The 26,205-nt window shown below is 65.8% G+C and carries 21 protein-coding genes; 9 read left to right on the plus strand and 12 right to left on the minus strand.

The window, feature by feature from the left end:
• Positions 1–68: 68 nt before the first annotated feature.
• Positions 69–3,536 carry a TonB-dependent receptor domain-containing protein gene (locus Ga0102493_RS12180; RefSeq protein ID WP_034903713.1) on the minus strand — a complete coding sequence of 1,156 codons (3,468 nt, stop codon included), beginning with the start codon at positions 3,534–3,536 and terminating at the stop codon, positions 69–71.
• 361 nt (positions 3,537–3,897) lie between these two features.
• Positions 3,898–6,480 (minus strand): ATP-dependent chaperone ClpB, encoded by a 2,583-nt coding sequence (gene clpB, locus Ga0102493_RS12185; protein ID WP_034903391.1) that lies wholly within the window; start codon positions 6,478–6,480, stop codon positions 3,898–3,900.
• Between the two features lie 284 nt (positions 6,481–6,764).
• On the opposite strand from clpB, the gene Ga0102493_RS12190 reads away from it, so the two are divergent.
• From Ga0102493_RS12190 to Ga0102493_RS12200, 3 genes are all read left to right on the plus strand, one after another.
• A complete protein-coding gene (locus tag Ga0102493_RS12190; protein ID WP_034903390.1) occupies positions 6,765–9,020 on the plus strand; it encodes an acylase in 2,256 nt (751 codons plus the stop codon).
• A gap of 143 nt (positions 9,021–9,163) precedes the next feature.
• Positions 9,164–12,052, plus strand: coding sequence for a M16 family metallopeptidase (locus tag Ga0102493_RS12195; protein ID WP_034903387.1), 2,889 nt, complete (start codon positions 9,164–9,166; stop codon positions 12,050–12,052).
• A gap of 218 nt (positions 12,053–12,270) precedes the next feature.
• A complete protein-coding gene (locus Ga0102493_RS12200; protein ID WP_034903385.1) occupies positions 12,271–12,576 on the plus strand; it encodes a hypothetical protein in 306 nt (101 codons plus the stop codon).
• A 67-nt stretch (positions 12,577–12,643) separates the two neighbouring features.
• Here Ga0102493_RS12200 and Ga0102493_RS12205 read toward each other — a convergent pair whose 3' ends face one another.
• The 9 genes from Ga0102493_RS12205 to rpsU all read right to left on the minus strand — a co-directional run bounded on the left by Ga0102493_RS12205 (position 12,644) and on the right by rpsU (position 21,545).
• The gene (locus Ga0102493_RS12205; protein ID WP_034903382.1) at positions 12,644–13,084 is read right to left on the minus strand and encodes a universal stress protein; all 441 of its coding nucleotides are present in this window, start codon (positions 13,082–13,084) and stop codon (positions 12,644–12,646) included.
• A 22-nt stretch (positions 13,085–13,106) separates the two neighbouring features.
• Complete coding sequence (locus Ga0102493_RS12210) at positions 13,107–14,828, minus strand: cation:proton antiporter domain-containing protein (protein ID WP_034903379.1); 1,722 nt, start codon at positions 14,826–14,828, stop codon at positions 13,107–13,109.
• A gap of 65 nt (positions 14,829–14,893) precedes the next feature.
• Positions 14,894–17,068 carry a S46 family peptidase gene (locus Ga0102493_RS12215; RefSeq protein WP_034903377.1) on the minus strand — a complete coding sequence of 725 codons (2,175 nt, stop codon included), beginning with the start codon at positions 17,066–17,068 and terminating at the stop codon, positions 14,894–14,896.
• 36 nt (positions 17,069–17,104) lie between these two features.
• Positions 17,105–18,601: an Asp-tRNA(Asn)/Glu-tRNA(Gln) amidotransferase subunit GatB gene (gene gatB / locus Ga0102493_RS12220; RefSeq protein WP_034903374.1), complete on the minus strand. Its 1,497-nt coding sequence runs from the start codon at positions 18,599–18,601 to the stop codon at positions 17,105–17,107.
• Complete coding sequence (locus tag Ga0102493_RS12225; RefSeq protein WP_034903371.1) at positions 18,594–18,764, minus strand: hypothetical protein; 171 nt, start codon at positions 18,762–18,764, stop codon at positions 18,594–18,596. Before Ga0102493_RS12225 ends, gatB begins: the two co-directional genes overlap by 8 nt.
• Complete coding sequence (gene gatA, locus Ga0102493_RS12230) at positions 18,755–20,236, minus strand: Asp-tRNA(Asn)/Glu-tRNA(Gln) amidotransferase subunit GatA (protein ID WP_034903369.1); 1,482 nt, start codon at positions 20,234–20,236, stop codon at positions 18,755–18,757. Before gatA ends, Ga0102493_RS12225 begins: the two co-directional genes overlap by 10 nt.
• A 2-nt stretch (positions 20,237–20,238) precedes the next feature.
• Complete coding sequence (gatC, locus tag Ga0102493_RS12235) at positions 20,239–20,541, minus strand: Asp-tRNA(Asn)/Glu-tRNA(Gln) amidotransferase subunit GatC (RefSeq protein ID WP_034903367.1); 303 nt, start codon at positions 20,539–20,541, stop codon at positions 20,239–20,241.
• A gap of 11 nt (positions 20,542–20,552) precedes the next feature.
• Positions 20,553–21,158, minus strand: coding sequence for an FKBP-type peptidyl-prolyl cis-trans isomerase (locus Ga0102493_RS12240; RefSeq protein ID WP_034903365.1), 606 nt, complete (start codon positions 21,156–21,158; stop codon positions 20,553–20,555).
• Positions 21,159–21,338: 180 nt separating this feature from the next.
• On the minus strand, positions 21,339–21,545 hold the full coding sequence (rpsU, locus tag Ga0102493_RS12245; RefSeq protein WP_034903363.1) for a 30S ribosomal protein S21: 207 nt from the start codon (positions 21,543–21,545) through the stop codon (positions 21,339–21,341).
• 223 nt (positions 21,546–21,768) lie between these two features.
• Between rpsU and Ga0102493_RS12250 the strand changes: the two genes are divergently transcribed.
• The 6 genes from Ga0102493_RS12250 to Ga0102493_RS12275 are packed head-to-tail and all read left to right on the plus strand — an operon-like array spanning position 21,769 to position 25,579.
• Positions 21,769–22,182: a fluoride efflux transporter FluC gene (locus Ga0102493_RS12250; RefSeq protein WP_034903360.1), complete on the plus strand. Its 414-nt coding sequence runs from the start codon at positions 21,769–21,771 to the stop codon at positions 22,180–22,182.
• Positions 22,179–23,360, plus strand: a complete 1,182-nt coding sequence (locus tag Ga0102493_RS12255) for an RluA family pseudouridine synthase (RefSeq protein ID WP_034903357.1) — start codon at positions 22,179–22,181, stop codon at positions 23,358–23,360. Before Ga0102493_RS12250 ends, Ga0102493_RS12255 begins: the two co-directional genes overlap by 4 nt.
• Positions 23,360–23,959 carry an FMN-binding negative transcriptional regulator gene (locus tag Ga0102493_RS12260; protein WP_034903354.1) on the plus strand — a complete coding sequence of 200 codons (600 nt, stop codon included), beginning with the start codon at positions 23,360–23,362 and terminating at the stop codon, positions 23,957–23,959. Before Ga0102493_RS12255 ends, Ga0102493_RS12260 begins: the two co-directional genes overlap by 1 nt.
• Positions 23,960–23,982: 23 nt before the next feature.
• A complete protein-coding gene (locus Ga0102493_RS12265) occupies positions 23,983–24,639 on the plus strand; it encodes an HAD-IA family hydrolase (RefSeq protein ID WP_236922221.1) in 657 nt (218 codons plus the stop codon).
• The gene (locus Ga0102493_RS12270; RefSeq protein WP_051697910.1) at positions 24,636–24,875 is read left to right on the plus strand and encodes a hypothetical protein; all 240 of its coding nucleotides are present in this window, start codon (positions 24,636–24,638) and stop codon (positions 24,873–24,875) included. Before Ga0102493_RS12265 ends, Ga0102493_RS12270 begins: the two co-directional genes overlap by 4 nt.
• Positions 24,872–25,579 (plus strand): ATP12 family chaperone protein, encoded by a 708-nt coding sequence (locus Ga0102493_RS12275; protein ID WP_034903347.1) that lies wholly within the window; start codon positions 24,872–24,874, stop codon positions 25,577–25,579. Before Ga0102493_RS12270 ends, Ga0102493_RS12275 begins: the two co-directional genes overlap by 4 nt.
• A 10-nt stretch (positions 25,580–25,589) precedes the next feature.
• Here the strand turns inward: Ga0102493_RS12275 and Ga0102493_RS12280 are convergent, their stop codons facing one another.
• Positions 25,590–26,201 (minus strand): ABC-type transport auxiliary lipoprotein family protein, encoded by a 612-nt coding sequence (locus Ga0102493_RS12280; RefSeq protein ID WP_034903345.1) that lies wholly within the window; start codon positions 26,199–26,201, stop codon positions 25,590–25,592.
• Positions 26,202–26,205 lie beyond the last annotated feature (4 nt).

Raw genomic sequence — 26,205 nt, forward strand, 5'->3', positions numbered from 1 at the left:
AAAAAGCGGCCTCTCGACAAGGGCGAGAGGCCGCTCTTTTCATGGTCTGATCGGGCGTCCCCGCGCGATCAGAAGGCGTAACGGACGGTAGCGAAGAACTCGCGCCCATCGAGGTCGTAGCCGTTGCCGATCGGAACGTTGACCACCGAGAACACCTCATTCGAGTCGACCCGCGGCGGCGAGCGATCCAGCAGGTTGGTGATCCCGACCGTGAGCGTCATGTTGTCACCGCGATACTGGAGCGAGACGGCGTGTTCGAAATACTCCTCGGCGAAGCCGACGTCGCGGCAGAACACACCGTCGCCGGCGACATTGCCGTTGATCGTGCCGTCCGGATCGCGCGAACCGCTGCCGAGACAGGTGTCGGCGAAGACGCCGGTGAACTGCCCGTCGGGTCCGTAGCCGAACGCGTCCGAAAGCGGGTCGATATCGCCGGCTTCCTGCTCGACCCGGCCGATGTAGAAGGTCTCCCAGGTCAGGCGGAGATCTTCCCAATCAACGAAGAACGTCGCGGTGCCGGTCCAGGACGGGAAGAAGAACTCACCCGCATCCTCATCGAAGGTCGGCGTGCCATCATCGCCGATGAAGAGGCTCGACCGCTCGATCAGGTGGTTGGCACGCATGATCAGATTGAAGTCGAACGTCTCGCCCCCGATCACGAAATCCTTGCCGAAGGTCGCATTGAGGTCGATGCCGCGAACGCTTTCCTGGTTGAGGTTGATGAAACCGCTGTTCACGTCGGTGATGCGGCCACGGGTGGTCGAATCGAGCGGCCCAGCGGTGATACGCTCACAGAACGGGCTGCGGTTCTCTTCCTGGCGGGTGAAGCAGTCATTGATGATGAACTGCGTGCCCGGCTCGACAATCGAACCCTTCAGCTTGATGTCGTAGTAGTTGAAGTTGAAGGCGAAATCGAAGCCGTCTCCGAAGGTCTCCTCGAATGCGAAACCGGTCGCGATGGAGCGCGAGGTTTCCGGATCGATGTCGAGCGAGCCGCCAGTCGTGATCTCCACACCGGTAAGCGGGTTTGGCGGCAGGTCCGGGTTGTTCGGGTCGAGACCGACGCGGGTCGGGTCGCGGCCTTCGCGGCGGCAGTTTTCGAGCACACGCGGGTCGCGCTGGTCGCCGGACTGCACGTATTCGCCGGTCTCGGTGTTGTAGGCGTCATCCGGAACGGCGCACGGGTCGTTGAAGGTGTTGAAGCCCGACTGGCCGCGCAGGAAGTTCTCTCGCAGGTTCGGCGCGCGGAAAGACGTGCCGTAGCTGAACTTGAAAAGCAGCGGCGGGATCGGACGCCATCCGGCCTTGATCGCGAAGGTTCCGTTCGTGCCGTAGAACTCCTGGTCGGTGATACGACCCGAGAGGTTGAGGTTGAGTTCCTCCACCATCGGCTTGGCCGCCATGAGCGGAATGTCGACTTCGCCGAACAGTTCGCGGATCCAGGCGGAACCGGCCGCGCCCTGGTCGGCGCTGAAGGAGACGAACAGGCCGTTCGCGGCCTCGCCGTTCGGCTGGGAGTCGATCTTGTCCTCGCGCCATTCGGCCCCGAGCACGACCCCGACCGGACCGGCCGGCAGGTCAAACAGATCGCCGGTGACGAACGCCGAGAGCAAGGTCTGTTCGTAGACCGTGTTGAAAAGGCGTTCGCCGAACAGGTAATCCCGCTCCGCCTGGGTCTCGAAATCCCCGATCACCTGGCCGAGCGCCCCGGGCGCGAACAGGTTGACCGGGACACAGCCCTGCGCAAGATCGCCCAGCGCAAGGTCTGGGTTGCTCAGACCGTCAACGTTGCATGCCCCGCCGGTCAGCGGCGGGAACGCGTTGTTGCCATCGTAATCGTCGGCGATGCCGTCACCGTTGTTGTCAGCGATGCCGTCGCCGTCGAAATCGGCGGTCGGGTCGATCCCGAGCGCAAGCGCCAACTTGTCTTCGCGAATGCCGCGCAGGCTCGAACGGCCCTCGGAGCGCGAATAGACGCCTGAAACGTCAAACTGCCAGCTCGACCCGATGAAGGGCAGGTCGCCGCGAACGCCGAGCACGCCGCGATACTGTTCCTGCCTGATATCGCGATTGTTGCGGTCACCAAGGATCGACAGCACCGGGATGACCGGCAGGCTGAAGCCTGCATTGCCACCGGGACGACCGAGCAGGGTGACTTCCGCACCGGCGCAATCGTTGTTGTTGATGTTGCACGGGTTGAACGGGTTGCTTGCCGGAACATACGGGAAAAGCTGCGGCGCGCCGGTATTGTCGGCCGAGATGTCCGCGCGGGTGTAGTTCGCCTCGAAATAGGGGGTGATGTTGGCTTCACCCGGGAAGGTGTATTCCCCGTAGGCCATCACGTTGTAGAGATGCTGCTGGCTGAGGAAGATCTGGTCGAGGTTGGTCCCGTTGCGATTGACCTGCTGGAAATCGACGTCGCGAAGGCCATCGCCATCGGAATCGATGTCCTGGCCACCCGTGAAGAACACATCGTATCCCGGAATGCCCGAGTTACCGAGGCCGGGGATGCTGAAAAGGTTGCCGTAGGTCTGGAAGGGCGAGACAAAACGGCCGACCTGGCTGGTGATTTTGCACTCGTCGACCGAAGTGGTCACGCCCGGCGTGCGGTTCTCGACGATCGCGGCAGTGCGAACGTCGAGCGTGCGGATGTTACCATCGGCGTCGATTTCGTAATGCGTGTCGCAACCGTTGAAGAAATCGCGGTCGTTGAAACGGATTTCGTCGCGATAGCGGTATTCGGCGCCAATGCCGAAGAAGGCGCGGTCGGTGTTCATCCCCCACGAGGCGCTGAAGGTCGCGTCGTTGCCCGCACCCTGCTCGTTCAGGTCGCCGGCCGCGAACAGTTCGAGCCCGTCGAAGTCCTTGCGCAGGATGATGTTGATCACGCCCGCGACCGCGTCCGAACCGTAGACCGAGGACGCGCCGTCGAGCAGAAGGTCGAACCGGTCGACAAGCGAAGCCGGGATGAGGTTGGTCGAAGGGCTGGTGGGAGCGCCTTCCACGCCCGAAGGCGCAAGCCGGCGGCCATTGACGAGCAGCAGCGTACGGCTCGGATCGAGGCCGCGCAGGTTGATGGTTTCGGAACCCGGACCGTTGTCGAGTACGAAGCCGTTGAACGTCGCGTCGATCTGAAGACCCGCAGCCGCTTCAGAGCGCTGAAGGATCTGGGTTGGGTCGAATGCACCGACCGCCTGACGCGCCTCGGTCGAGATGACCTGAAGCGGCGAGACGGACGAGTAAGTGTCGCGAACGATGCGCGAACCCGTCACGGTGATGCCGCGCTCCTGGTCCGGCTGGCCGCTGGCACCGGTCGTGATCTCGACCTGTTCGGCCTGCTGGGCGGTGGCGCCGGTCGGCCCTTCCTGAACCTCGACGCATTCACCCTCGGCATTGATGACGCCGGGCACGTTGTTGAGGAGGCAGTCCTCACCCGGTTCGGCGTCCTGCGCGAAGGCGGGCATGGCGGTGGTGAAGGCGATGGCGGAAGCGGAGAAGGCGAGCGCCTTCAGCGTGTTGCGGTGAAAGGTATTCATGATCACTCCAGTTGCGACAACCGGAGCCTTTCGCCCGTCAAGTCAGCCCTGCGCGCCTTTCATGTCCCCGGACAAGGCAAGCAGCACTCTCCCCGTCGACGGTCGAACAGCCCCTGCGATGGAGAATTTCTGCAATAGCGAAACATGGTTGTCATCATTGTCCGCAAGCACGGCAGCACTTTTAACGCCTGTGTTGCGTTAATCCCACATTCACGGAAATAGCAAGCAAGCAAATGTCACTGTCGCTTTTCTTTCGCTACAGGAAATGCCCCTTGCGCGACACAAATTGCTAGTTTCGCAAAAGGGTCATGTTTCCTGATCGGTAGCCGCGGGCGGGAATCGCTCCCCGCCCGCTCCCCGCTCACGAACTTTCGGGCGTCATCACCAGAGCGCCGTCGCCCTCGTCGATTCTGAGCGCCATGCCATCGGTCACCTCGCCTTCGAGAAGCATTTCGGCGAGCGGGTCCTGGAGATATCTTTGCACCGCCCGCTTGAGCGGCCGCGCGCCATAGACCGGATCGTAGCCGACCCGCCCGAGCCAGCGGAGCGCCGCATCGGTGAGGTCCAAGGTAATCTTGCGGTCGGCGAGCAGCTTCTGCACCCGGCCCACCTGGATCGCGACGATCGGCGCCATGTCCTCCTGGCCGAGCCGGTGGAACAGGATGATCTCGTCCAGCCGGTTGAGGAATTCAGGCCGGAAATGCCCGCGCACCACGTCCATCACCTGCGGCTCGACATCGGCCACGCTCTGATCGTCGGTCATATTGGACAGGTACTGGCTGCCTAGATTGGAGGTCAGGATGATGAGGGTGTTCGAAAAATCCACCACCCTGCCCTGCCCGTCGGTCAGCCGCCCGTCGTCGAGCACCTGGAGGAGCACGTTGAATACGTCGGAATGCGCCTTCTCGACCTCGTCGAACAGCACGACCTGGTATGGCCTGCGCCGCACGGCCTCGGTCAGCACGCCGCCTTCCTCGTACCCGACATAGCCCGGAGGCGCGCCGATCAGGCGGGCGACCGCGTGCTTCTCCATGAATTCGCTCATGTCGATGCGGACCATCGCCTGGTCGTCGTCGAACAGGAATTCGGCGAGCGCCTTGGTCAGTTCGGTTTTGCCGACCCCGGTGGGGCCGAGGAACAGGAAGCTGCCGAGCGGCCGGTTCGGGTCCTGCAATCCGGCGCGCGCGCGGCGCACCGCTTTCGACACCGCCATGACCGCCTGTTGCTGGCCGATCACCCTTTTGCCGATGATGCTCTCCATCTGGAGCAGCTTGTCGCGCTCGCCTTCGAGCATCTTGTCGATCGGGATGCCGGTCCAGCGGCTGACCACGGCGGCGATGTCCTCTTCGGTCACCTCCTCGCGCAGCAGCGCGTTCTCGCTCATCGCCTCGGCTTCCTCGAGCTTCTTCTCGAGTTCGGGGATGCGCCCGTAGGACAGCTCCCCGGCACGCGCGAGGTCGCCCTCGCGCTGGGCCTGTTCGAGTTCGAGCCGCGCATGGTCGAGCTGTTCCTTGATCTTGCCTTCGGCCTCGATCTTGTCGCGCTCGTTCTGCCAGCGGGTGGTGAGTTCGCTGCTCTCCTGTTCGAGATTGGCGAGTTCTTCGCGCAGCGCCTTCAGGCGATCCTTTGAGGCGTCGTCGTCCTCTTTGGCGAGCGCGGATTCCTCGATCTTGAGCTGGATGATCCGCCGGTCGAGCGTTTCGATCTCCTCGGGCTTGGATTCAACTTCCATCCGGATGCGGCTCGCGGCCTCGTCCATCAGGTCGATCGCCTTGTCGGGCAGGAAACGGTTCGAGATATAGCGGTCGGACAGGCGCGCGGCAGCGACGATGCTCGCATCGGTGATGCGCACGCCGTGGTGCAGTTCGTACTTGTCCTTGATGCCGCGGAGGATCGAGATCGTGTCCTCGACGCTCGGCTCCTCGATGAAGACCGGCTGGAAACGCCGCTGCAGCGCTGGGTCCTTCTCGACATATTTCTGGTATTCATCGAGCGTGGTCGCGCCGATGCAGTGCAGTTCGCCGCGTGACAAAGCGGGCTTCAGCAGGTTGGACGCATCCATCGAACCCTCGCTCGCGCCTGCCCCGATCAGCGTGTGCATCTCGTCGATGAACAGGATGATCTGCCCGTCGGCGTTCTTGACCTCGTCGAGAACGGACTTGAGCCGCTCCTCGAATTCGCCGCGATATTTCGCGCCCGCGATCAGAGCGCCCATGTCCAATGCCATCAGCGTGCGGCCCTTGAGGCTGTCGGGCACGTCGCCATTGGCGATTCGCAGCGCCAGCCCTTCGGCGATCGCGGTCTTGCCGGTGCCGGGTTCGCCGATCAGGGCGGGGTTGTTCTTGGTGCGCCGGGCGAGGATCTGGACCGTGCGGCGGATTTCCTCGTCGCGGCCGATCACGGGATCGAGCTTGCCATCGCGCGCGGCCTGGGTGAGGTCGCGGGCGAATTTTTCCATCGCGTCATAAGCGTTTTCCGCGCTCGCGCTGTCGGCCTTGCGCCCGCCGCGCAGGTCCTCGATCGCGGCATTGAGCGATTGCGGCGTGACGCTGGCGGACTTGATCGCCTCGCCCGCCTCGCCCGGGGCGAGAGCGAGCGCGGTGAGCAGGCGTTCGACGGTCACGTAGCTGTCGCCCGCCTTGTCGGCGAGCTGTTCGGCCTGGTCGAGCACGCGCACGGCGTCGTTGTCGAGGCCCGGCTGCGCTTGCGCCCCGCCGCCGGTCACGACCGGGACCCTGGCGAGCGCGACATCGACCGCGCTCACGGCTAGCGCGGGCTGACCCCCGGCGCGCTGCAGGAGGCCCGAGGCCATGCCCTCCTCGTCTTCCAGCAGGGCCTTGAGGATGTGAACGGGCGAGATCCGCTGGTGGTTCATGCGGATGGCGATGGTGAGCGCGCTCTGGAGGAAACCCTTGGCGCGATCGGTGAACTTTTCGAGATTCATGAAAGACCCCTCATCGGATAATCGGCTTACCCTTCCCAAATAGTGTTGCATTTCTGCAACACAAGTACCGTCCTCCCGGTTTTCGCGCCCCCGCCGATCCCAAGGCGGGCGCGCCCGGTGTGTTAGTTCAGTAGGTGGGTTCGCCCGGCGCGCTCGGCAAGACCCCCAGGCGCGCCTCCCAAGTTGCCGATCCGTCCTTCCATCCTGCCGCAGCGCCCCTTGACCCGCCGGACGCACACCCGCAATGACGCATGCCAAGCGATCACGAAGCTCAGGGACCGTCCATGAAGTGGCTGAAAAGAGGCGGGCTTACGCTCGCCGTGTTGTCCGTCCTCGCCTTTGTCGTGCTGGCGACTTGGGAACCGTTCTTCGCCCGCGAGACGACACCGCCTCCGACGCGCACCTACACCGCCGAAATCGTCCGCGACGGATACGGCGTGCCGCATATCTACGGAAAGAGCGATGCCGACGTCGCCTATGGCGTCGCGATCGCCCATGCCGAGGACGATTTCTCCACCCTGCAGGACGTCGTCGCCATGGCCAAGGGCCGCTATGGCGCGATCGCGGGCGAACAAGGCGCGCAGTTCGATTACATCTACCACCTGCTCAATGCGCGCGGCACGGCCGAGCGGCATTATCCCGACCTGCCCGAGGACACCCGCGCCCTGTTCGAAGCCTATGCGAGCGGGCTCAACCAATTCGCCGCCGAGAACGCGGATGAGGTCAAGCTCGGCAATCTCTTCCCGGTCGATGGCGAGGACGTGGCCGCCGGTTTCGCACTGCGCCAGCCGTTCTTCTTCGGGCTCGGCAACGTGATCGAGCCGCTGGTATCGGGCAAGCCGCTGCGGCGCGAATTCGGGCCGGACATTCCCGGCTTCCCGCGCGAAATCTCGCCCCCCATGCCGGAAAGCGAAAACGGCGCCTCGGAACAACCCGAAGAAGTCGCACATGCCAGCCGCCTCGTCCTGCCGCTGGGCGAAGAAGCGGGACTGCTCGGATCCAACGCCTTCGCGGTCGCGCCGGAGAAATCGGGCGGGCCGACCACGCTGATCTCCAATTCACACCAGCCCCTGCGCGGCGGGGTCGCGTGGTACGAATTCAGCGTCGAAAGCGAGGAAGGCTGGCACTTCACCGGCGCGAATTTCCCCGGCTCGCCCTTTCCCTTCCTCGGCCACAACGAGCATCTCGGCTGGACCAACACGGTCAACCGGCCCGACATGGTCGATGTCTATGAGCTGGAACTGAACGAGGACGCGAGCCAGTATCGGCTCGACGGCGAATGGCGCGAACTCGAAACCGAATGGGTGACCCTGCCGGTGCGCATGGGGCCTGTCGTCCTGCCTATCCGGCGCGCGGTCCATCGCAGCGTCCACGGTCCCGTCATCCTGCGCGAAGGCGAGGACGGCGCACAGGAAGGTTTCGCGATCCGCTATGGCGGGATGGACCGGATCGACCAGCTCGATGCCTATTACCGTCTCAACAAGGCGACCAGCCTTGCCGAATGGGAAGAGCAGCTTTCCCGAATGGCGATTCCGTCGACCAATTTCATCTATGCCGACCGTGAAGGCAACATCGCCTATGTCTACAACGCCGCGATCCCCGATCGGCCCGAGGATACGGGCGCGAACTGGCGCGGAGTGCTGCCGGGAGACCGCTCCGACCTGATCTGGGAAGGCGCGGTCGATTATGCCGAGATCCCGAAACTGGTGAACCCGGCCTCCGGCTGGATCTACAACGCGAACAACGAACCCTTCACCGCTGCGGGCGAAGGCAGCGATCTCGATCCCGATGCGTTCTCGCCCGTGCTGGGGATCGAGCGCAAGCAGACCAACCGTTCGCGCCGTGCCTACCGATTGCTGTCCGAGGCGCAGGTGCTGGACCGTGAGACGCTCGAGCGGATCAAGTACGACATGGCCTATGAGCGCGAGAACTACGTCGCGGTGCTGTGGGACGCGCTCGAGAACCTCGAGGCAGAGGACGAACTGGCCCCGGAAATCCGGGAGGCGCGCGACCTCCTGCTCGGCTGGGATTTCACCGCCGACAATGAGGGCCGCGCGGATGCGCTCGCGCTGCTGATGATCCGCGACTGGATGTCGGCCGAATACCAGAACAAGGCCGAATGGCCCGACGTCCGTGAGGAACTGGCCAAGCACGTCGCCCACCTCAGGGAGCATTTCGGCCGGATCGACCCGCCGATGAGCGAGCTCCTGCGCCTGCGCCAGGGCGACAAGGACCTCGGCCTGGACGGCGGCTCGGACACGCTGCGCGCCTCCACCACGTGGGACGTCGACGAGGACGGTCGGCTGAGCCTCGTTCATGGCGACAGCTTCATCCAGTGGGCCGAATGGCCGGCCGATGGCGGAAAGGTCCGCTCGCGCTCGATCCAGCCGTTCGGTTCGGCCACGACACGCCCCGACAGCCCGCATTACAACGACCAGATGGAACTCTACGCGGCGAAGGAGCTGAAGCCGGTCCATTTCTGGCGCGAAGACGTGCTGGCCAACGCGAAAAGCCGAAAGACAGTGACCAACGCGTCCTGATCGCGCCGCGCACCTCACGCGATTTGGCGTTGGTCGATTGAAGCGGGCGCTCCGTCGAACGCGGCGGAGCACCGCTTGAACGCGCCCGGCGCGGCTGTAGGGTGCGAGCATCCACAGACATGCCTTTCGGAGAGCTTACATCGATGAAACTTCGCCTTTTCACGGCCAGCCCGCTTGCGCTCGGCGCAGCGCTGGCGCTTGCCGCCAACGTGCCCGCTACGCCCGTATTCGCGCAGGATGCGCCGGCCATCGATGCCCCGCAAATCGAAGCGGGCGCCGATCTTGAGAACCTCGTCGAGCAGGTCGCCATTCCCTATGAGAGATTCCAGCTCGAAAACGGCCTCACCGTCATCGTCCACGAGGACCGCAAGGCCCCGATCGTCGGCGTCGCGGTGTGGTACAATGTCGGCTCCAAGGACGAGCCCGAGGGCAAGACCGGCTTCGCCCACCTGTTCGAACACCTCATGTTCAACGGCTCGGAAAACGCGCCCAACGACTATTTCCAGTACCTTCAGGAAATGGGCGCGACCGATTACAACGGCACGACCAATTTCGACCGCACGAACTACTTCCAGACCGTGCCGCGTCCCGCGCTTGAACGCGCGCTGTGGCTCGAAAGCGACCGGATGGGCTACCTGCTCGGCGCGGTCACGCAGGAAAAGCTCGATAACCAGCGCGGCGTCGTCCAGAACGAAAAGCGCCAAGGCGACAACCAGCCGGGCGGGCTCGTCTTCTACGAGATCCTCGAGACGCTGTTTCCCGACGGCCACCCCTATCAGCACTCGGTGATCGGCTCGATGGCCGATCTCGACGCGGCCTCGATGGAGGATGTGCGCAGCTGGTTCATCGACAATTACGGCCCGAACAACGCAACCCTCGTGCTCGCCGGGGACGTTTCGGCCGAAGAGGCGCGCCCGCTGGTCGAGAAATGGTTCGGCGACATCGACCGCGGGCCGGTCAACACGCCCGCCGCAGCCGACATCCCGACGCTTTCCGAAGATGTGCGCAAGGTGATGAAGGACCAGGTCGCGGCGACTTCGGTCGACCTCTACTGGCCCGCGCCCGGCATCACCAGCGAGGAGCTGACCGCGCTCAATGTCGGCACGCGCATTCTCGGCGGGCTCGCCTCCAGCCGGCTCGATGAAATCCTCGTGCGGGACGAACAGCTCGCGGTCGGCGTTTCGGCGGGCAATTACGATTTCCAGCGCGTCGGCATTCTCAATGTCAGCGCGACGTTGAAGGACGGCGTCCCGCTCGCCCAGCTCGAAGCGCGGCTCAAGCAGCTGATCGACTGGTACATCGAGACCGGCCCGACCGAGGACGAGGTGCGGCGCGCGGCGACGAGCGAGCTTGCGGGCACGATCCGCGGGCTCGAACAGGTCGGCGGTTTCGGAGGCAAGGCGGTGACGCTGGCGCGCGGCGAAGTGCTTGCCGGCACGCCCGATTTCTACGCCAGGCAGTTCGAGACGCTCGCCACGCTGACGCCCGAGGACGTCAAGGCGGCGATGGAGAAGTGGATGACGCGGCCTGCCTTCACGCTGGTGCTCGAACCGGGCGAGCGTGAGGAGGAATACGAGGAAGCCGCAAGCGTCGCGGAAGAAGACGAGAATGCCTCCGAACGGGATCGCTCGGCCGAGCAGATCACCGTCTCCAAGGAACGCCCTGCTCCGCCGATCGATACGATCGCGACGCTCGACTTCCCCGATCTCCAGCGGACCACGCTGGCGAACGGGATGCAGCTGACCTATGCCCAGCGCGACGCCGTGCCCGCGACCTATGTCACGATGAGCTTCAATGCCGGGAGCGCCGCCGATCCCACCGAGATGCGGGGCCTCGAAAACCTCACGATCGGCCTGTTCGACGAGGGCACCGAAGAGCTGACATCGCAGGAAATCGCCGAAACGCGCGAACGGCTGGGCGTCAGCATCTCGACCGGCGGAGGCGATGACCGTTCGACCTTCACCCTGTCGGCGCTGTCGGCCAATCTCGCGCCCTCGCTCGAACTGTTCAGCCAGATCATCCGCGAGCCCGCCTTCAACGAGAAGGACATTGATCGCCTCAAGTCGCAGACCGTGACGGGCATACGCGCGCAGATGCGTTCGCCGCAGGGCCTCGCCGGCCGCGCGATCGGGATCGAGCTGTTCGGGACCGACACGCCCTATGGCGGCGTCACCACGATCGAGAGCGTGGAGAGCATCGGTCGCGACGACATCGTCGCATTCAAGGACCGCTGGATCCGCCCCGACAATGGCGAGGTCTTCGTCGTTTCGGACCGCCCGCTGGGCGAGATCGTTAGCGAGCTGAACGCCGCTTTCGGAGACTGGGTCGCACCGAGCGTCCCCAAGGGCGAAAAGGATTTCTCAAGCCTCGCCAGCGCGGAGGTTAAGGGCAATCGTATCGTCCTCATCGACCGGCCGAACTCGCCGCAGAGCGTGATCTATGGCGCCCAACGCACCGATCTTGATGCGAGCGACGAGAGCTGGGTCGATTTCACCAATGCCAACAATTCACTTGGCGGCAACTTCCTCTCGCGGCTCAACATGAACCTGCGCGAGACCAAGGGCTGGAGCTACGGCGTGCGCGGCGGACCCCAGGCGCGCGAGAACGCGGTGGTCTATGCCGTGGGCGGCGGGGTGCAGGCGGACAGGACCGGGGATTCGATCGCCGAGATGATCCGCGAGACGAGCGAATTCCTGACCACCAGCGGTGTGACCGCAGAAGAGCTGACGCGCAACGTCGCCTCCGAAGTCGGCGCGCTCCCGGGCCGGTTCGAGACCTCGCCCGCGGTGCTGGGCGCGATGCAGTCGCTGACGCTCTATGGTCGCCCTGACGATTACTACGAAGGGCTGGTCGGCAAATACGAGGCGCAGACCACCGAAAGCCTCGACGCCGCAGCGCGCGCCGCGATCGACGTCGAGGATTTCGTCTGGGTCGTCGTCGGCGACGCTTCGAAGGTGAAGCCGCAGCTCGAGCAGCTCGGCCTGCCGATCGAAGTGCGCCCGATGGAAGGCAGCGAGGCCGCCGGCGGCTGACGCTACGGCTTGCGGGATCGGGGCGCGGGAGGACCGAAAAGGCTACCTTCCGCGCCCCTTTCTGTGCCCGTTTCCGGTTGAACCTGCCTGCGCTCCGTGCAAGGAAAAGCGCGAGCCAGCGAGGCCGGGCCAGAGCGGCCGGGAGGGCCAGCCAGTTCGACGCAAAATCCGCCGAGGCCGAAGAGAGAGCGCCCCGGACGAAGCCAAGGAGATCATGAATGTCCGTTGCAGGTACCTACAAGACCGTCGTCAAGAGCCCGATGGGCGACCAGACCGGCACTTTCACCGTCGTCCCCGGTGACGATGGCAACACTTTCACCGGCACGATGGCCGGCGGAATGGGCCAGATGGACGTCGAGGAAGGCAAGATCGACGGCAACACGCTGACCTGGAAGATGAACATGACCGTCCCGATGCCGATGACGCTCGAATGCGAAGCGACGGTCGAGGGCGAGCAGATGACCGGCTCCGTCAATGCCGGCGCGTTTGGCGCGATGCCGCTGACGGGCGAAAAGGAAGGCTGATCGCCTTTTGCAGGACGGTTCGCTGGGGCCGCCGTAGCTGACGCTGCGGCGGCCCTTTGCGTTGGGGTCAGTCGCCCGGCTCCTCGGCCCGCACCACCACCACGTCGCACGGCGCATCGCGCGCGATCGCGGTGGTCTGCGTGCCGAGCACCATCCGGCCTAGATCCATCCGGTGCGCGCCCACCAGGATCGCGTCGATGTCGAGCTTTACGGCGATGGCATTGACCTCGCGCGCGATGCCGCCGGCGGGCGCGAACACGCCGTCGACGCTCGCGCCGCAGCCATGCGAGCCGGCGAGTCCTTCGAGTTCGCGCTCGGCCGCTTCCTGCTGTTCGAGATCCCACGCATCAGGCAGCGCTCTGGAATAGGAATGGGGCAGGTCCGGGCGGACATGGACGAGAGTGAGCCGCGCGCCGGTCTCCCCCGCCATCTCCGCCGCGCGGCGCATCAGGATGCGGCTGCCCAACGTGTCGTCTAGGTCGACCGCCACCAGCACCCGTTCGTACATGATCCCCTCCTTTTTTGGCGTCTCAGGCGTCCTCGCCCTGCCGTTCCAGCGAGATGCGGCGCTGGATCACCGCCTCGTCGGTCCCGAAATCGCGCAGCAGCACTTCGGCGAGCCGCAGGCTGCCCTCGATCGTCTCGGGCACCGCGAAGCTCGCGCCGAGATCGATCAGCCGGTCGGCATGGCCCTGGTCGCGCGCGCGGGCGAAGATGGGAAGCGCGGGCGCCTGGCGACGAATCTCGCGTGCGAGCGCTTCGGTCGCTTCCTCGTCCCCGATCGTGATGACGAGCGCACTGGCCCGGTCGAGCGAGCATTCGCGCAGCACGTCGACGCGCGCCGCATCGCCCAGGCGCACCGGACGGCCCGCCTTCTGGGCCGCGCGGGCAAGGCCCGGATCGCGCTCGATCGCGAGATAGCGGATATGCTGCCGATCGAGCACGGAGGCTATGGTCTCTCCCACGCGGCCGAAACCGGCAACGATGATATGCCCCTCGATCTCGTCGTCGATCGAATCGAGTTCACCTTCGGAAAGCCGCTCGGCCGGGGCCACCCAATCGCCCGCCCGGCGCGCCAGCCAGTCGAGCCCCGGCGTTGCCAGCATGGTAAGCCCGACGACGATCAGCATGAATTGCGCGATCGCCGGAGTTATGAGGCCGACCGTGACCGAAAGCCCGATCACGAGGAAGCCGAACTCGCCCGCCTGGCCGAGCATGATCGCGACCTCTCCGGCACGGTTGCGCGGCAGGCGCCAGGCGAGACACAGCGCGAAATTGATCGCCACCTTGAGGAAGATCAGGCCGAGCGCAGCGGAAAGGATCAGGAGCGGCTGATCCAGCACCACCCGCCAGTCGATCCCCATGCCCACCGAAAGGAAGAACAGGCCCAGCATCAGGCCCTTGAAAGGCTCGATATCGACCTTGACCTGGTGGCGGAACTCGGTTTCCGCGATGAGGAGGCCCGCGAGGAACGCGCCCAGCGCCATCGACAGCCCGGCATAACCCGTCACCGCCGCCGTCCCGACCGCGAGCAGCAGGCCGATCGCGACGAAAGCCTCGCGGCTGTGGGTCTGCGCCACGAGATGGAGCAGCGGGCGCAGCGTGAACCGGCCCACGCCATAGATCACCGCAATGGTCAGCGCCGCCTCGCCCAGAGCCATGCCGAGGCCGAGCGCGGCATTTTCCATCGCGAGCGATCCCATCACGCTCACCGCGAACAGGATCGGGACAACCGCGAGATCCTGCATCAGCAGGATAGAGAACGTTGCACGGCCCGCTGTCGTCCCCAGCCTTCCTCCTTCGATCAGGATCGCGGTAACGATCGCGGTGGAGGACAGGGCAAGGCAGGCCCCCAGGATTATGGCGGTTGCAAGGCTGTTGCCCCAGGCGAAGGCGATGGCGGCGATCACCGCGCCGGTCACGAGGATCTGCGAGCTGCCAAGCCCGAAGACCAGCCGCCGCATCGACCACAGCCGTTCGAAGGAAAGCTCCAGCCCGATAACGAACAACAGGAAGATCACGCCCAGTTCGCCAAGCGCGGCGACGCCCTCCTGGTCGGTGATGACGAACCAGCCGACCGGCTCCCACGTATCGGCGAGCAGGCCGAGACCAAAGGGGCCGATCAGGCCTCCGATAAGGAAATAGCCGAGCACCGGGCTGAGCCAGCGCTGGAGGACCGGCACGAGCAATCCCGCTGCCACGAGGAAGACCAGCGTCTCGCGCAGGTAGGGGATGTGAAGCTGCGATTCCACGACAGCCTATGTCGAGGAAAGCCGCCCCGCTGGCAAGCGCGGCAGGGCGGCTCCGGGGCGCTGCCTCAGCGCACGATGTCCATTTCCTCGATCAGCCGCTCGGCGCCGTCGACCTTGTCCATGACCCACAGCATGTAGCGCGTGTCGACATGGATCGTGCGGGTCGTGCGCGGATCGAAATCCCAGTCGGAATTGACGCTCTCGAACGTCCCGTCGAACAGCAGGCCGACCAGTTCGGCGCGCGCGTTGAGCGTGGCCGAGCCGGAATTGCCGCCGGTGGAGTCGAGGTCGGACAGGAAATTGACCGGGACCGAGCCTATGCTTTCAAGCTTGTAGGGACCGTAATCGCGCGCCTCGATCGTATCGAGCAGGTCCTGCGGGGCGTTGAACGGGTCCTCGCCAGTGTCCTTCTCGGTGATCCCTTCGAGCGTGGTGAAGGGATAATAGGCCATCCCGTCCCTGGGCGATCCGCCCAGCACCTCGCCATAGGTGACGCGCAGGGTGGAATTGGCGTCGGGATAGGTCAGCACGCCGCTTTCGCGCTGCCAGCCGGTGATCGCCTCCATGTAGGCGGGACGCAGCGCGAGCGCGAGTCCGGCGCGGGTCTTGCTTTCGGTTTCGAGCTGGAAGCCGTAATCGTAGAGCGCCACCGCGAGTTCGATGAACGGATCGTCCGAGGCTTCGAGCTGCTGCGGCGTCGCCTCCATCAGCGCAAGGCGCGTTTCGGCGTCGTCGAGCTCGGTCTCGGCGTAAAAACGGTCCAGCAGCGCGGGCAGGTCGGCCGGCGTCATGTCGGCGGTGATGCCGAGCGCCTCGTCGAGCACCGCTACGCGTTCGTCCACAGGCTGGGCGAGATAGCCCGTCAGGAAAAGCTCCCACTCGGCCTTGTCCACCGCCGGGTCGAAGCGCCGGTCAAGCGCCTGGAGGCCCTGGCGGAAGAAACCCATGTCACGTTCCTGGTAGCCGGATTCGCGCTGGGCGTCCTCCTTCTGGCGCTCCTTCGACAGGCGATAGAGGCGCTCGGCCACGCCCAGCAGCGCAGGCCGCGTCGCGTTGTTGTACCAGAAGTTCGTCCGGCTCGCCTGCGCGCTTTCCTCGGAGAGTTCGGCCAGTTCGGCGATCGCCTTGCCATATTCCACACGCGAGGGATCGGCCGCGATCCATGCCGCCAGAGCCTCTTCGCGCTCCCGCCGCCGTTCGACGAGGCCGACGCGGCGCGCGCCCTCGATCTGGCCGCGCAGGTTCTTCTCGAAATTGTTGAGCCCGGCGAGGCGCGATTCGTATTTCACCCGCGCGTCCGTGCCTTGCGGAGCGGCTTCCTCGATGGTCGCGATCCAGTCGGTCAACAGGGTCTGGAAGGTCGGATAGGTCCAGCCGAAGGTGTTCTCGACCTCGGCCATCAGGGTATATCGGCTGGTCGAGCCGGGATAGCCCGCGGCCATCACGAAATCGCCTTCCTCGAGGCCCGCCGCGCTCACTTTCAGGTGGTGTTCGGGCTCATAGGGGACGTTCTCCTCGGCATAGTCCGCTGCCGAACCGTCGGGCGCGACATAGGCGCGGTAGAACGCGAAGTCCCCCGTGTGGCGCGGCCACATCCAGTTGTCGATGTCCCCGCCATACTTGCCGATGGAATCGGCAGGCGCATAGACGAGCCGCACATCGCGCACTTCCAGACGCTTGATGAGCTTGTATTCGGCCCCGCCATAGAAGCTCGCGACCTGGCAGCGGAAGCCCGCATCCTCTTCGCATTCGGCGGTGATGTCCTTGGAGCGCTGCTGGACGAGTTCGTAGCGTTCATAGGGCTCCATGCCCTCGGTCCCGGCGCGCATGCGATCGGTCACGTCGGTGACCTGCGTCGTGACGTAGATACGCGATCCGGGCGCGGCGGGCAGTTCCTCCGCCAGAGCGTTCGCAAGGAAGCCGTTCTCGAGATAGTTGTTATCGGCGGTCGAATTGTACTGCACCGATCCGCGCGCGCAGTGATGGTTGGTCACAACCAGCCCGGTGGGCGAGACGAAGCTCGCCGAACACCCGCCCAGCGACACGATGGCGCCCATGGGGAACCCGGTGAGATCGGCGAGTTCCTCAGCCTCGATCTCGAGGCCGGCTTCCTCGAGCTGGCCGGCGATTTCCTGCAGCTGGTCGGGGGTGAACATGCCTTCCTTCGCCTGTGCAGGGGCGAAGAGCGGGGCGATGCTCGCCGAAGCAAGCAGGGTGGCGGCAAGAAGCTTGCGGGTCATGTGGGGGTTCTCTCTCTTGGGTAAATCGGTGCCGGCTCAGCCGAGCTTGTCCTTGAGGATCTGGTTGACGACGGCGGGGTTCGCCTTGCCCTGCATCGCCTTCATCGTCTGGCCGACGAAGAAGCCGAACAGCTTGTCCTTGCCGCCGCGATATTGCTCGACCTTGTCGGCATTGCTGGCGAGGATTTCGTCCACTGCCGCCTCGATCGCGCCGGTGTCGGAGACCTGCTTCAATCCCCTTTCATCGGCGATGGTCTCGGGATCGCCGCCTTCCTTGAGGACGATCTCGTAGATTTCCTTGGCCTGGCCGCCGGAAATCTCGCCCTTGTCCTGCATGGCGAGGATGGCGGCCTGGCGCTCTGCCGTGGCGTTGGCCATGTCGGCTTCCTCGCCCAGCCCCTTCGCCACGCCCGGCGCGACCGAGAGCGCCCAGTTGGCGACCTGCGTCGCGACCTCGGCTTCGGGTTTGCCGATCCTGGCGGCGGTGGCTGCGAGCAGCGTTTCGAAGCGGGCGTAGGTCTCGACCTCGGCGGTGAGTTCGCGCGCATTGTAGGGGGTGAGGCCGAGCTCTTCCTCGTAACGGCGGCGCTTGGCGTCCGGCAGTTCGGGGAGCGAAGCGCGGCATTCCTCGAGGAAGCTGTCGTCGAGCTCCAGCGGCAGCAGGTCGGGATCGGGGAAGTAGCGATAGTCGTGCGCGTCTTCCTTCGACCGCATGGTGCGGGTCGTGCCCGTCGCGACATCGAACAGGCGCGTTTCCTGGTCGACCGTCCCGCCGCCCTCGATCACGTCGACCTGGCGGTTGGCCTCGTATTCGATGACCTGCATGACGAAACGGACCGAATTGACGTTCTTCGTCTCGGTCCGGGTGCCGAATTCCTCGCCCGGACGGCGAACCGACACGTTGACGTCGGCGCGCATCGAGCCTTCTTCCATGTTCCCGTCGCAGCTTCCGACATAGCGCAGGATGCTGCGCAACTTGCGCACGTATGCTCCGGCCTCGGCGGGCGAGCGCATGTCGGGGCGCGAGACGATTTCCATCAGCGCGACGCCGCAGCGATTGAGGTCGACATAGCTCATGGTCGGGTGCTGGTCGTGCATCAGCTTGCCCGCGTCCTGTTCGACATGGATGCGTTCAATGCCGATGATCTTGTCTTCGGGAATCCCGGCCTTCTCGTCCGCCTCGATCAGCAGCTGCCCCTCGCCCACGAGAGGGTGATAGAGCTGGCTGATCTGGTAGCCCTGCGGAAGGTCGGCGTAGAAGTAATTCTTGCGGTCGAACCGGCTCCATCTGTGGATTTCCGCCTCGATCGCCATGCCGGTGCGCACCGCCTGGCGGATGCATTCGCGGTTCGGCACGGGCAGCATTCCCGGCATGGCCGCGTCGATCAGGCTGACCTGCGTGTTCGGCTCTGCCCCGAACGCGGTCGAGGCGCCGGAGAACAGCTTGGCGTTGCTCGTCACCTGCGCGTGCACCTCGAGGCCGATCACGACCTCCCATTCGCCGGTTGCTCCATGGATGCGGTATTCACTCATCGCTTTTCTCTTTGTCCGAAATCAACTTGCCCGAACTGTCGAAGCGCGCTTCGCCATGGTCGACATTCTTGCGTACCCAATTTGCCACCATGAAAGTCAGCGGCACGGCGAGTATGATGCCGATCCCCACCACCGTCAGGGCGAACTCGTCGCTCACCACCATTTCTCCGGCGCTGCAGTAAAGCCCGCCCGCTGTTCGATCGCGAGCCCCGCATCGAGCACACTCTGCTCGTCGAAAGGCTTGCCCACCAGCTGCAGCCCCAGCGGCAGGCCATCGGGGTTGAGCCCGGCGGGCACGCTCATCGCCGGAAGCCCGGCAAGCGAGGCGGGGACCGCGAAGACGTCGTTCAGATACATCGTCAGCGGGTCTTCGTTCATCGAACCCAGCGGAAAGCTTGCCGTGGGCGTCGTCGGCGCGAGGATCAGGTCGACTTCGCCAAAGGCGCGCTCGAAATCGCGGGCGACCAGCGCACGGACCTTCTGCGCCTGGTTGTAATAGGCATCGTAGAAGCCAGCCGAGAGCACATAGGTCCCGATCAAAATGCGCCGCTTGACCTCGTCGCCGAAGCCGGCCTCACGCGTTTCGGCGTACATATCCTGCAGCCCCGCGCCTTCCGGCAGTTCGCGCAGGCCGTAGCGCACGCCGTCATAGCGCGCGAGGTTCGAAGAGGCTTCGGCTGGCGCGATGATGTAATAGGCGGGCAGCGCGTATTTCGTGTGCGGCAGCGAGACATCGACGATCTCGGCCCCCGCGTCCTTGAGCCATGCCTTGCCCTGCTCCCATGCATCGAGGATCGCCTGATCGGTCCCCTCGCGGCGATATTCCTCGGGGATGCCGATCTTCTTGCCGCGCAGGTCGCTGGAGAGCGCGCCTCCCCAGTCGGGCACCGGCATGTCGAGGCTCGTCGCGTCCTTCGAATCGAAACCGGCCATTGCGCCCAGCATGATCGCGCAATCCTCCACAGACCTTGCCATCGGCCCGGCCTGGTCGAGCGAGGAGGCGAAGGCGACCACGCCCCAGCGCGAGCAGCGGCCATAGGTCGGCTTGATTCCGCAGATGCCGGTGAAGGCGGCCGGTTGCCGGATCGAGCCGCCGGTGTCGGTCCCGGTCGCAGCCGGCGCGATCCGCGCGGCGACTGCGCTGGAGGACCCGCCCGACGAGCCGCCCGGGCTCATCGGCTGGTTCGAGCCCGCCTTGCGCCACGGCGAGGCGACATTGCTGAAATGGCTGGTCTCGTTCGACGAACCCATCGCGAACTGATCGAGATTGAGCTTGCCGAGCATTCCCGCGCCCGCCTTCCAGAGGTTCTGGCTGACGGTGCTTTCATACTCGGGCCTGAAGCCTTCGAGGATGTGGCTCGCCGCGCTGGTCTGGACGCCGCGCGTGGCGAACAGGTCCTTCATCCCGATCGGCACGCCCGCCATCGCGCCGAGCTCGTCCCCGGCGGCGCGCGCCTGGTCGACCTCGTCCGCCGCGGCGAGCGCGTGTCCGGGGGTGGTGACGATGAAGGCGTTCAATTCGGCCGCCTCGGCGACCGCTGCGTTGAAGGCTTCCGCCACTTCGCGCGCGGTGAATTCTCCGACGCGCACGCCGTCGCGGATCGCCTTGATACCCAGTTGAGTGAGGTCGGTCATTTCTATTCGATCACCTTCGGCACGCCGAAAAAGCCGTGTTCGGCAACCGGCGCATTGGCGAGCACGTCCTCGCGGCGATTGCCGCCCGTAAGCGGATCGGCATCGACCTCGTCGGCGCGCAGGCGCAGCGTGTTGGGAATGACGGCGGTCATCGGCTCGACGCCTGTGACATCGACCTCGCCGAGCTGTTCGACCCAGTCGAGGATCTGCGAGAGTTCGGGCGCCATCCGGTCGAGCTCTTCGTCGGTCATGCGGATGCGGGCGAGCGACGCGATCTTGGCGACCTGTTCGCGGGTTACGGACATGAAGCCTCCCTTTACTCGCCTTCGGGCAGAACCGGCGGCGGACCCTGCGGCCCGGCGGCACCCGGAGGTCCGCCCATCTGCGACTGCATCATCGACTGCAGGATCGCCATGTCGCGCTCGTATTTCTCCTGGCTCATGATGTCGGTCACCTCGATCTCGAAGATGAGATCAGCATTCGGCGGGATCGGCGATCCGGGCGGTGGCTGGTCGCCATAGGCCTGGTCGGCGGGGATGAAGAGCTCGTACTTCCCGCCTTTTCTCATCTGCAGCAGGCCGTTGAAGAAGCCCGGGATCATCGCCCCTTCCTGCATTTCCCAGGGCGAGCCTTCCGGGAAGATCGAGCGCACGACATCGGCGATCTGCGGGGGGAGTTCCTGGGTCTGGTCGAAGACTTCGCCAGTGGAAGCGAGCTTGCCGGTGTATTTCACCCAGGCGACGTCGCCGACCGCGATCGTCGGGCCCTCACCTTCGACCAGCGTTTCGACGTCGAGGCCCTTGGGCATGGCGGCAAAGGCGAGCCCGCCGCCGATCAGCACGGCGAGTATCACGCCGAGCCACAGTTTCGTGAGCGAGCCCTTGGCGACAGGCTGGATGGGAACGCGGGTTACTTCGGCCATTGAGCGTGTTTCCTGGTGTCGAGAGGCGCGCCGCACAAGCAAAAGGGCGCGGATGTTTGCCGCGCCCTGATGGCTCAATCGGTTGGGGGATTCAAGCGCTACGCGAAGGCAGCGCGAGCGTCCGGAAAGCGCCACGCCCTGGCCCGGAGCGAAAGTCCGGGCACTGCGCGGCAAACGGGATCACTTGCCCCCGTCGCGCTCCGCCCGCTTACGCTCGAGTTTGCGCGCGCGGCGCACGGCGGCGGCCTTTTCACGGGCACGCTTCTCGCTCGGCTTTTCGTAGTGACGGCGCAGCTTCATCTCGCGATAAACGCCCTCGCGCTGGAGCTTCTTCTTCAGAGCACGAAGGGCCTGGTCGACATTGTTATCGCGGACGATGATTTGCATAAACGCTGACTACCTCTTTCAAACGCGCCGAGCCCGCCCGAATCGGCGGGAATGCGCACAAATTGGACGCTAAAACGGGCGCGAATCCAGCAGGTTTCCCCCGGGACGCGCGCTTTCGATGACCCGTAATACCGCAGGAGCGGCGGAATTGCAAGGTTTCCTACAGGTAGTCCGCCGCATGCGCTAGGCATGGCGCGCGCTCGGCGCTAAGGGGGCGGGAGCGATGCACGCGATTGCCCCCACTCCTCTCCTCGCCTCGCTGCTGGTCATGACCGGCGGCGCACTGGGCGCATTGGGCCGCTACCAGTTGGGGCGGGCGATCACCCATGCGCTGGGCCCGATGCAGATCGGGCAATTCCCCTGGGCGACGCTCGCCGCCAACGTGATCGGCTGCGGTGCGATGGGTCTCCTCTTCGGCTGGCTGGCGCGCAGCGGCGGGGGCAGCGAGGCGTTGCGCCTCCTGCTCGGCGTCGGCCTGCTAGGCGGATTCACCACTTTCAGCGCCTTCAGCCTCGAAATGCTGCTGCTGATGGAACGCGGCTCGGCGGGGCTGGCGCTTTTCTATGCCGGCTTCTCGGTCGCGGCGGGCCTCGGGGCGCTCTGGTTCGGGCTTGTCCTGATGCGGGGCATGGCATGAGCGAACAGGACCGCAAAGGCCCCTCCGACGAGGTGCGCCAGTTCACCATTTCGCCGGACGATGACGGCATCCGCCTCGACCGCTGGTTCAAGCGCAACCTGCCGCGCGTCGGCTTCGCCACCGTCTCGCGCTGGGCGCGCACCGGGCAGATCCGGGTCGACGGCAAGCGCGCAAAGCCCGAGGACCGGCTCGCTGCCGGGCAGGTCCTGCGCGTGCCTCCGGGCGGCGAGGCGAAAGGCGGCAAGCCGCCGCCCAAGCGCCGCGAGCTGACCGAGGCCGAGATCGCCGAGGCGCGCGCCATGGTGATCCGCGAGACGCCCTCCGCGCTCGTGTTCAACAAGCCTCCTGGGCTCGCGACGCAGGGCGGCATCAAGACGACGAAGCACGTCGACGGCCTGCTCGACGCTTTCGTGGAAGGGGACGAGCCGCGCCCGCGCCTCGTCCATCGGCTCGACAAGGACACGTCAGGCGTCCTGCTGGTGGCGAAGACGCCGGGCAGCGCGGCAAGCTATTCCAAGCGGTTCTCGGGCCGTTCGGCGCGCAAGATCTATTGGGCGCTCGTCGTCGGCGTGCCTGACGTGCGCGAAGGCACGATCGACGCCCCGCTCGCCAAGCAACCCGGGGCCGGCGGCGAGAAGATGCATGTCGACGAGGAGAACGGGCAGTCCGCGAAAACCCGCTACCGCGTGGTAGAACGCGCCGGGCAAAAGGCGGCCTGGGTCGAACTGGAACCGCTCACCGGGCGCACGCACCAGTTGCGCGTCCACATGGCGGCGATCGGTCATCCGATCGTGGGCGACGGCAAATATGGCGGACAGGACGCCTTCCTGACCGGAGCGATCAGCCGCAAGATGCACCTCCACGCCCGCCGGCTCATCATCGGCACGCCCGAAAGCAAGGGCAATGCGGGCGGCAAGCTCGACGTGACGGCTGACCTGCCCGAACATTTCGCCGCGAGCATGGAATCGCTGGGCTTTGACCCCGCCCTGTCCGACGCCGCGCCGATCCGCGACGAACCGCCCGAACGCACGCCGGCCGAAAAGAAGCTCGCCGCCCGCCGCCATTTCAAGCAGGCGCGCAAGGAGACCCGCGCGCCCCGCCGCGCGCGCGGTGATGCGAAGAAGGCCGGTACTAAGGGCAGGAAGGGCAAGCCGAAGGGCACCGGAAAGGGGCGCTGATGCATCCCGATCCCGCCTATCGAAGCGACGACCGCGTCCTGTCCGAGACCCTGATCGACGGGGCCTGCTTCGGCATGGTCTTCGCCCCCACCCCCCGCGGCCCGCGGGTCGCACACACGCCGCTGCTTCGCGCGGGCGAGGGCGCGGTGCGCTTCCATCTCGCCCGCAGCAACGACCTTTCCGACCATCTCGAAGGCGCGCGGGCGCTGATCGTGGTCAACGGGCCGGACGCCTATGTTTCGCCGCGCTGGTACGACAATCGCGACACGGTGCCGACCTGGGATTATGTCGCGCTCGAGATCGAGGGCACGGTCAGGCGCATGACGGACGGGGAGCTCGAGGCCTTCCTGCACGCCGCCATAGAAAAGCACGAGGCGCGGCTCGGCGGCGAAACATGGCAGGCGCAGGAATCGTCCGAGCGAACCTGGTCCGGCCTGTTCCGCGGGATCGTCGGTTTCGAGCTCGCGATCGAGGCGTCCCGGCCGACCGCCAAGCTGTCGCAGAGGAAACGCCCGGCCGAGCGCGCGCGCATCGCGGCAGGGCTGGAGGACGCGGGCGCCGCCGAACTGGCGCGGCTGGTGCGGGAGGGCACAGTGTGACTCGCCCTCGCACGAAATTGGCCGTGTTCGATTGCGACGGGACGCTTGTCGACGGGCAGGCCGATGTCTGCTGGGCGATGGAGCGCGCCTTCATCCGCGCCGGGCTCCTCCCGCCCGAGCCTGCCCTCGTGCGCCGAATGGTCGGGCTGAGCCTGACGGTCGCGGTGCGCGAACTCGCCCCTGGCCTTGACGAGGGAAAGGCGCGCGAAGTTACCGAGTTCTACAAGTCGAGCTTCCGTGCCCGGCGCGAGGAGGGCCTGCTCGACGAACCACTGTTCGACGGGATCGCCGAATTGCTCGCGCGGCTGCACGAAGCCGGATGGAGTCTCGCGGTGGCGACCGGCAAGTCGGATCGCGGGCTGGCCGCCTGCCTCGCGGTGCACGGCATCGCCGACCTGTTCGTCTCGCTCCAGACCGCCGACCGACATCCGTCAAAGCCGCATCCCGCCATGCTCGAAGCGGCGCTCTTCGAAGCGGGGGCACAGCCGGAGGAAGCGGTGATGATCGGCGATACCAGTTTCGACATGCAGATGGCCGCCGCAGCCCGAGTGCCGGCGATCGGGGTCGCGTGGGGCTATCACGACGCGTCCGAGCTCCTCGCCACGGGCGCGCGCGGGGTCGCTGGCACGGCCGCGGAGCTCGCCGAGTTGCTGGCCGAGTTGCTGGAACGCCCGTCGTGAGCCCGCAGGAGGAAACCGCGCGGCGGCGCTACATCGCGATGAACGCGGTGCGGATCGGCGGCATAGCGGTGTTGCTGATCGGCCTGATGATCGCGCGAAAGGTAATCGGCGGGCCGTGGTGGCTGGGCGCCTTCCTTGCCGTTGCCGGGCTCCTTGCCTTCTTCTTCCTGCCCACGCTGATGGTGCGCCGCTGGAAACGCTCGGAAGACGAGGGCGGTCGGAGCCGCGGGGAATGAAGCGTTTCTACGACAAGGTATCCCTCGCCCAGGCGCAGGGCGGCTGGCAGGTCACGCTCGACACGCGACCCATCCGCACCCAGCAGGGCAGGCCCCAGATCGTCCCGAGCGAGCCGCTCGCGCAGGCGCTCGCGGCGGAATGGGACGGCGCGGGCGAGAGAATCGATCCAAAGGCCTTTCCGCTGCGCGACATGGCCGACTACGCGATCGACGTGGTCGCGCCCTCGCCGCAAGCGGTCGCGGGCAAGCTCCTCGCCTACGGAGAGACCGACACGCTGTGCTACCGCGCCGAGCCGGACGAGCCTCTGTTCGAGCGGCAGGAGCAGGTCTGGGAACCGCTTCTTTCCGCCTTCGAACGCCGCGAGGGCGCGGTGCTGGTGCGGGTGAGCGGGGTCGTTCACCGCCCGCAGGACCCGAAGCAGATGGAGCGACTGCACACCCGGATGCTCGAGGAAAACCCGTTCCGTCTTGCCGCGCTCGAAGCCATGGCGTCGCTTTCCGCTTCGCTCGTCATCGGGCTTTCGGCGCTCGGCGAGGAGAGCGCCGACGAGGATACGGCGCGCGGTTTGTGGCAGGCGGCGAGCCTTGAGGAGGAATGGCAGGCGCAATTGTGGGGCCGCGATTACGAGGCGGAGGCACGGCGGGCGCGGCGCGAGGCCGATTTTCTTGCCGCCTGGCGCTTTGCGAGGCTCGCAGCGGGTTAAGCCTTAGGCCTTACGCGCCGCCGGCGATCCAGTCCGCGACATCGGCGGCGACGCGGTTGGCGGCGCGGTTCAGGGCCGGGCCGACAGCGCCCGCATCCGCCGCGACACCGCTTTCGATCGCCTCGAACCGGCGCGACACGGTGTTTCCGTCGATATCGCTACGCACCGCATTGAAACGCACCACGGCAGAGCCGGTCGATGCATCATAGCCCATGTCGATCAGCATGCCGCGCAGCTTTACGCGCGGTTCGGTCGGGCTGTCGTCGCTGTCGATGATGAGCGCATCGGTCCGCGTGCGCAGGGTCTCACCGAGCAGGCGGCGGAACAGGCGAGCCGGCTTTTCGACCCAATAGGCGTCCTTGAGATAGGCGATCTCGGTCTCGCTCACCGTCACCGGCACGCGCAGGACGTCGAGCTTGGCAGGGGCTTCGGGCGTCATCACCGCGATCGCGCCCTCGCTCGCCTGCCCCCCGGCGCGCGCGCCCGATCCCTGCGGCGCGGTCGCAGTCGAGGTCAGCGTGAGCAGGCTTTCGGGCGGTTCGCCTCCGCCAATGCTGACGCAGCCGGCGACTGCCAGCGTGCCTGCGGCAAGGCCCGCCAATGCAATGCTGCGTGCTCTCATGGTT

This window comes from Erythrobacter litoralis, assembly GCF_001719165.1.
Taxonomy (GTDB): domain Bacteria; phylum Pseudomonadota; class Alphaproteobacteria; order Sphingomonadales; family Sphingomonadaceae; genus Erythrobacter; species Erythrobacter litoralis.

What these genes read in the sequence shown, in the direction of transcription:
- clpB (WP_034903391.1), bottom strand. Translation starts at nt 6,480, where the DNA reads ATGAATCTCGAAAAGTTCACCGATCGCGCCAAGGGTTTCCTCCAGAGC.
- Ga0102493_RS12260 (WP_034903354.1), top strand. Translation starts at nt 23,360, where the DNA reads ATGCATCCCGATCCCGCCTATCGAAGCGACGACCGCGTCCTGTCCGAG.
- gatB (WP_034903374.1), bottom strand. Translation starts at nt 18,601, where the DNA reads ATGAGTGAATACCGCATCCATGGAGCAACCGGCGAATGGGAGGTCGTG.
- Ga0102493_RS12280 (WP_034903345.1), bottom strand. Translation starts at nt 26,201, where the DNA reads ATGAGAGCACGCAGCATTGCATTGGCGGGCCTTGCCGCAGGCACGCTG.
- Ga0102493_RS12250 (WP_034903360.1), top strand. Translation starts at nt 21,769, where the DNA reads ATGCACGCGATTGCCCCCACTCCTCTCCTCGCCTCGCTGCTGGTCATG.
- gatA (WP_034903369.1), bottom strand. Translation starts at nt 20,236, where the DNA reads ATGACCGACCTCACTCAACTGGGTATCAAGGCGATCCGCGACGGCGTG.
- Ga0102493_RS12180 (WP_034903713.1), bottom strand. Translation starts at nt 3,536, where the DNA reads ATGAATACCTTTCACCGCAACACGCTGAAGGCGCTCGCCTTCTCCGCT.
- rpsU (WP_034903363.1), bottom strand. Translation starts at nt 21,545, where the DNA reads ATGCAAATCATCGTCCGCGATAACAATGTCGACCAGGCCCTTCGTGCT.
- Ga0102493_RS12200 (WP_034903385.1), top strand. Translation starts at nt 12,271, where the DNA reads ATGTCCGTTGCAGGTACCTACAAGACCGTCGTCAAGAGCCCGATGGGC.
- Ga0102493_RS12195 (WP_034903387.1), top strand. Translation starts at nt 9,164, where the DNA reads ATGAAACTTCGCCTTTTCACGGCCAGCCCGCTTGCGCTCGGCGCAGCG.
- Ga0102493_RS12215 (WP_034903377.1), bottom strand. Translation starts at nt 17,068, where the DNA reads ATGACCCGCAAGCTTCTTGCCGCCACCCTGCTTGCTTCGGCGAGCATC.
- Ga0102493_RS12240 (WP_034903365.1), bottom strand. Translation starts at nt 21,158, where the DNA reads ATGGCCGAAGTAACCCGCGTTCCCATCCAGCCTGTCGCCAAGGGCTCG.
- Ga0102493_RS12275 (WP_034903347.1), top strand. Translation starts at nt 24,872, where the DNA reads ATGAAGCGTTTCTACGACAAGGTATCCCTCGCCCAGGCGCAGGGCGGC.
- gatC (WP_034903367.1), bottom strand. Translation starts at nt 20,541, where the DNA reads ATGTCCGTAACCCGCGAACAGGTCGCCAAGATCGCGTCGCTCGCCCGC.
- Ga0102493_RS12225 (WP_034903371.1), bottom strand. Translation starts at nt 18,764, where the DNA reads ATGGTGGTGAGCGACGAGTTCGCCCTGACGGTGGTGGGGATCGGCATC.
- Ga0102493_RS12190 (WP_034903390.1), top strand. Translation starts at nt 6,765, where the DNA reads ATGAAGTGGCTGAAAAGAGGCGGGCTTACGCTCGCCGTGTTGTCCGTC.
- Ga0102493_RS12205 (WP_034903382.1), bottom strand. Translation starts at nt 13,084, where the DNA reads ATGTACGAACGGGTGCTGGTGGCGGTCGACCTAGACGACACGTTGGGC.
- Ga0102493_RS12255 (WP_034903357.1), top strand. Translation starts at nt 22,179, where the DNA reads ATGAGCGAACAGGACCGCAAAGGCCCCTCCGACGAGGTGCGCCAGTTC.